5 protein-coding genes and 1 pseudogene are annotated in these 4,055 nt (G+C 34.3%); 2 read left to right on the plus strand and 4 right to left on the minus strand.

The features are described 5' to 3' along the window. Positions 1-36 precede the first annotated feature (36 nt). The gene (locus COZ07_RS03600; protein WP_406607221.1) at positions 37-246 is read left to right on the plus strand and encodes a sigma-70 family RNA polymerase sigma factor; all 210 of its coding nucleotides are present in this window, start codon (positions 37-39) and stop codon (positions 244-246) included. Positions 247-610: 364 nt separating this feature from the next. After that, positions 611-991, plus strand: a complete 381-nt coding sequence (locus COZ07_RS03605; protein WP_406607222.1) for a YcbK family protein — start codon at positions 611-613, stop codon at positions 989-991. A gap of 379 nt (positions 992-1,370) precedes the next feature. Here COZ07_RS03605 and COZ07_RS03610 read toward each other — a convergent pair whose 3' ends face one another. The 4 genes and pseudogenes from COZ07_RS03610 to COZ07_RS03625 all read right to left on the minus strand — a co-directional run. Beyond that, positions 1,371-1,859, minus strand: coding sequence for a ferritin family protein (locus COZ07_RS03610; RefSeq protein ID WP_406607223.1), 489 nt, complete (start codon positions 1,857-1,859; stop codon positions 1,371-1,373). Positions 1,860-2,144: 285 nt separating this feature from the next. Further along, positions 2,145-2,729: a type IV toxin-antitoxin system AbiEi family antitoxin domain-containing protein gene (locus tag COZ07_RS03615; RefSeq protein ID WP_406607224.1), complete on the minus strand. Its 585-nt coding sequence runs from the start codon at positions 2,727-2,729 to the stop codon at positions 2,145-2,147. Further along, a complete protein-coding gene (locus COZ07_RS03620; RefSeq protein WP_406607225.1) occupies positions 2,729-3,541 on the minus strand; it encodes a DNA-methyltransferase in 813 nt (270 codons plus the stop codon). Before COZ07_RS03620 ends, COZ07_RS03615 begins: the two co-directional genes overlap by 1 nt. A 105-nt stretch (positions 3,542-3,646) precedes the next feature. Then, positions 3,647-3,799: pseudogene (locus COZ07_RS03625) on the minus strand (helix-turn-helix domain-containing protein); the annotation flags it as partial. Between the last annotated feature and the right edge of the window lie 256 nt (positions 3,800-4,055).

Raw genomic sequence — 4,055 nt, forward strand, 5'->3', positions numbered from 1 at the left:
AGGTAAATTGGTAAATTAATTAAAAGGAGTTTGCCTTTGAGTAAATTAGAAAATGTTTTAGAGAAAAATAATTTAGAAGAGGGCTATAAATTTTTAACCGAAAGAGAAAAAAGAGTTATTGCTCTTTATTATCTGGAAGGGTATACCGATGAAGAGATAGCTACTTTCTATGGCATAAATCAACAAAATGTGAATCGCCAACGTAAACGAGGAATAGCAAAATTAAAAATTATTAAATCTTTTTAAAATGACTGTAGTAAAATCACCTCTTTTTTGCTCTTTCTAAGTAGAAGGGTAAATTAGTAGGGGGGGCGTATGCAATACGCCCCTACACTAAAGGTCATTGCGCGCTTGCTAAAGACAAGCGTGGCAATCTCTAATTCAATGATCCTGTCATTCCCACACCCACTTTCGTGAGTGTAAACTGCAGTGGGAATCCAGATTAATATTTAAAGCCTGTCCTCGACCTGATCGGGGAATAGATTCCCGCTTCCGCCTGCCTGTGCGGCAGACAGGCGGGAATGACAAAGAGAATATTGGTGAATTGGTAAATTAACTAACCACTCTGCCTGTGCGTGCCTGCACGCAGACAGGTGAAAGGAGTTTGCTTATGGAGAGGTTAAATAAAATAAACGACATAGATATAGCCCCACATTTTAAGCTATCTGAATTTGCCTGTCCCTGTTGTAAGCGGGTAATGTTACATCCGCTGCTTTTAAAGAAGTTGGTGGAGTTTAGAGCCATAATCAAAAAGCCGATCTATATTACCTCTGGCTATAGATGTTCGGAATATAACCAAAAAGTAGGAGGGATAAAAAGTAGCTATCATCTGTTGGGTCTGGCAGCAGATATTCAGGTAGAGGGAGTATCTGCCCTTGACCTTTTAGAGTATGCGGAGATGATCAATTTTGCCGGGATCGGCTTTTACGAGAAGAAGAACTTCTTGCATCTGGATGTCCGACCGACGAAACTTGCTCGCTGGAGAGGATGAGGATTGATAGGTTTATGCAGGAGATAGTAGTAGCTCAGAAAGAAGATTATCGGACAGAAGGAACTCTCTGGAATGAAGGTAGAGTTGGGAAAAATTGAATAGAGATAAAAAGGCAATAAAAAAGGGTAAGCTATAAAGAAAGTCATCTTTTTTAGCTTACTCTTTTTTTGTTTTTAATATTATTTATTATGGTGGAGTGTATTAGACGAGTTTCGCAACTTTTGTAAATAAAAGCCCTTCAGCAAAAGGCCAAAGGGCTTAAAAAGTCAAGGCTCCCCCTATTGGAAAGGTTCAAAACTTTTGGTATAAGTAATGAAACTAAAAAGATTTTTCCGCACTAATGTTATTACAATCAAAATCGCTCAGAATAATTTATATCTTAATAATCATCTAAATGATTAAATTCTGCATTTTCAATCCATGTCTCGGGCCTGGAAACAAATTCAACTAAGTTTTCCAATAGAAACATATGCTTTTTTTCTTCTCCTGCTAACTTTAAAAATACTTTCCTTTGCGATTCAATTTCAACCTTATCGCTCATTTCTATATAAAACTTATAACTCTTTTCTTCAATTTCCTGAGCTTTGCGGTAGAGATTTATCTGTGGTAAGTCAAAGTTAAATACTAGATTTTTTCCTTTAATTTTAATAAAGATATTATTAACCTTCTTTAATATATCCGTTTCTGCTAATTCTGCACTTGCCTTACTTTTCATCATTTGTTCGATAATATTATAATGTCTAACTTCTTCATCAGTTAACATTTTTAAAATGTTCTGGAGCCCTATATCCTCTGTTTGGTTAGCAAGTTCACGATAATAATTTTCACTATCTTTTTCCATCTTCATAGCATATTTATAAATATTCATTTACATACTGATATTAATATAAAGAATATATTTATATAAAGAATTCCTACTAAAATAAAAATCCCCAGATAAAAACAAGATTGTTGGGGGATTTTCCAAATTATAAAAGCTAATGGTTCTTAAATTATTTTAATTATAGACCTTTTATCTTCTTCAAATAATGGCTCTTTATTTTTAAATAGACTTGAAACAGTGAAACAGAAGATGGTTTCTGTTCTATTGCAAAAGAAGCCCGAAGGGTTTGGATGTAAGTCTTTTTTAACGTATTATATGACGGTTTCAAAATTATTTTCCATTAGGTCGTTTAATATGTCCATTTATTCTGTGCTTATCGTAAATATCAAAAACATCATTGCAGAACTCAACCATCTTATCATCATCGTTAGCGATAGACTGCTTATAGATCTTGATAAAATACCTTTTTCCTGCCTCACTCTGTGAGTAATTCTTCTTCATGAGATTATGTTCCATGCACAAAGTTTGTCCATTATCAATAGAGTTATCACCGCCTTTATCCTTAGGCTTAATATGGTCTGCACATATCTCGACCCCATCTTTACTGCCACGTCCACATACAACACATTTGTAGTTGTCACGCTTAAAAATCTCTTCTTTAATTTCTGGATGAAAATCAAATAGCTCAACTTTTTCAACCTGGTCAGGGTCATAACGATAAACACCCTTCTTGATCTTGATTAATTTTCCTTCTTGATGAAGTTTACGAATGGCTCTCCAGGGATCTCTTGGCGGCTCAGGATTTTCTTTAAGGTATTGCTCAGTAACCCAATCTACGATTGGTCCGTGTTTTAAGTCTTTCTTAGGATGTTTCTGAAAATACTCCATGATTAAGTCACTTATGCTTTTTGACATTATCTACTCCCTACTGTAACATCGAATTTGAGTTGATTTATCTGTCCTTCCGTTAAAAGTCGTCTCTTTGCTAATTCACAGTATTTCTTGTCAATGTCAACTCCTATACCTTCTCGTCCCGTTTGTAGACAAGCAAGTAATGTAGAGCCACTACCCAGAAATGGGTCAAGTATTGTATCACCAACAAAGCTAAAAAGTTTTATACATCTTCTTGGCAATTCAACAGGAAAAGGTGCTGGATGTCCAACCCTCTTTTTGCTCTCACCCATGAAATTCCAAACTCCATTTGTCCATTCCATAAACTCTTTTTTGGTTATATCTGATCTACGACTACCGCTTGTTTTTTTCCACTCCTTTTTGTAAAGAACAACAATTACCTCAACTGGTGCTATTACATATGGAGCAGCAGCAGAAAGCCAGGAACCCCAAGCAGTACGCCTTGAAATGTTTTGTTCATTCCATATAATTGTTGAATGATATTTGAACCCAACTTGCTTTGCGATGGTTGTAATGTCTGCACACATACTTTGCTGTCCACCTTTGTTTTTATCTAAGGGGATGTTTAAACAAAATCGCCCATCATCCTTAATAAATTCATAACATCTGGTTAACCATTCTTTGGTAAATGATAGATAATCATCATAAGACATAGTGTCGTCATGGGAATTATATTTTATATCCACATTGTATGGTGGAGATGTTACGATTAAATCAATAGAATCATCTTTAATGTTGTTGGTTTTTAAAATATCAGCATTGCATATCCATATTGAATCGGTATGAAAAAACAATTCATCAGTTTGAATAGCTATTGGCTTTGCAACATATGTTGCTTCAGCTTCCTTTATTATGAAATCAGTTTTTTTGTATCTGCTCGGATTCTGAGGTGCTTCAAAATTTTGGCTTTCCCTTAAATATTTCTCGATAGTTTTTCGACTAAAACGTCTTTGTCCACCAGGTGTTTTTGTTGAAGATATTAAACCTTGTTTTTCCATACGATAAATAGTGGCTGTACTTATCCCAAGATATTTAGCTGTTTCTTTAGTTGTATAATTGTTTTTTTCTTCCATAGGAATACCTCCAGTAAATTGTTAAAATACTTGTCAAGATATTACAACATTAATCAACATTTGTCAATATTTATTTTGAAAGTGTCATTTAAGAATCAAAAGTGCACTGTTTTTTAATGATTTAAAATTCAAAAGTGCACTACCGAAAAACAGTAAAAAGGTATAATTTAGAACTAAATCTTAAAAAGAAAAGAGGTTCTAAATTATGTCTAAACAATTACACAAAAACTTTACCGATGATCAGGTTAAATCACTT

The organism is Candidatus Infernicultor aquiphilus, from assembly GCF_002784285.1.
Classification (GTDB): Bacteria; Atribacterota; Phoenicimicrobiia; order Phoenicimicrobiales; family Phoenicimicrobiaceae; genus Infernicultor; species Infernicultor aquiphilus.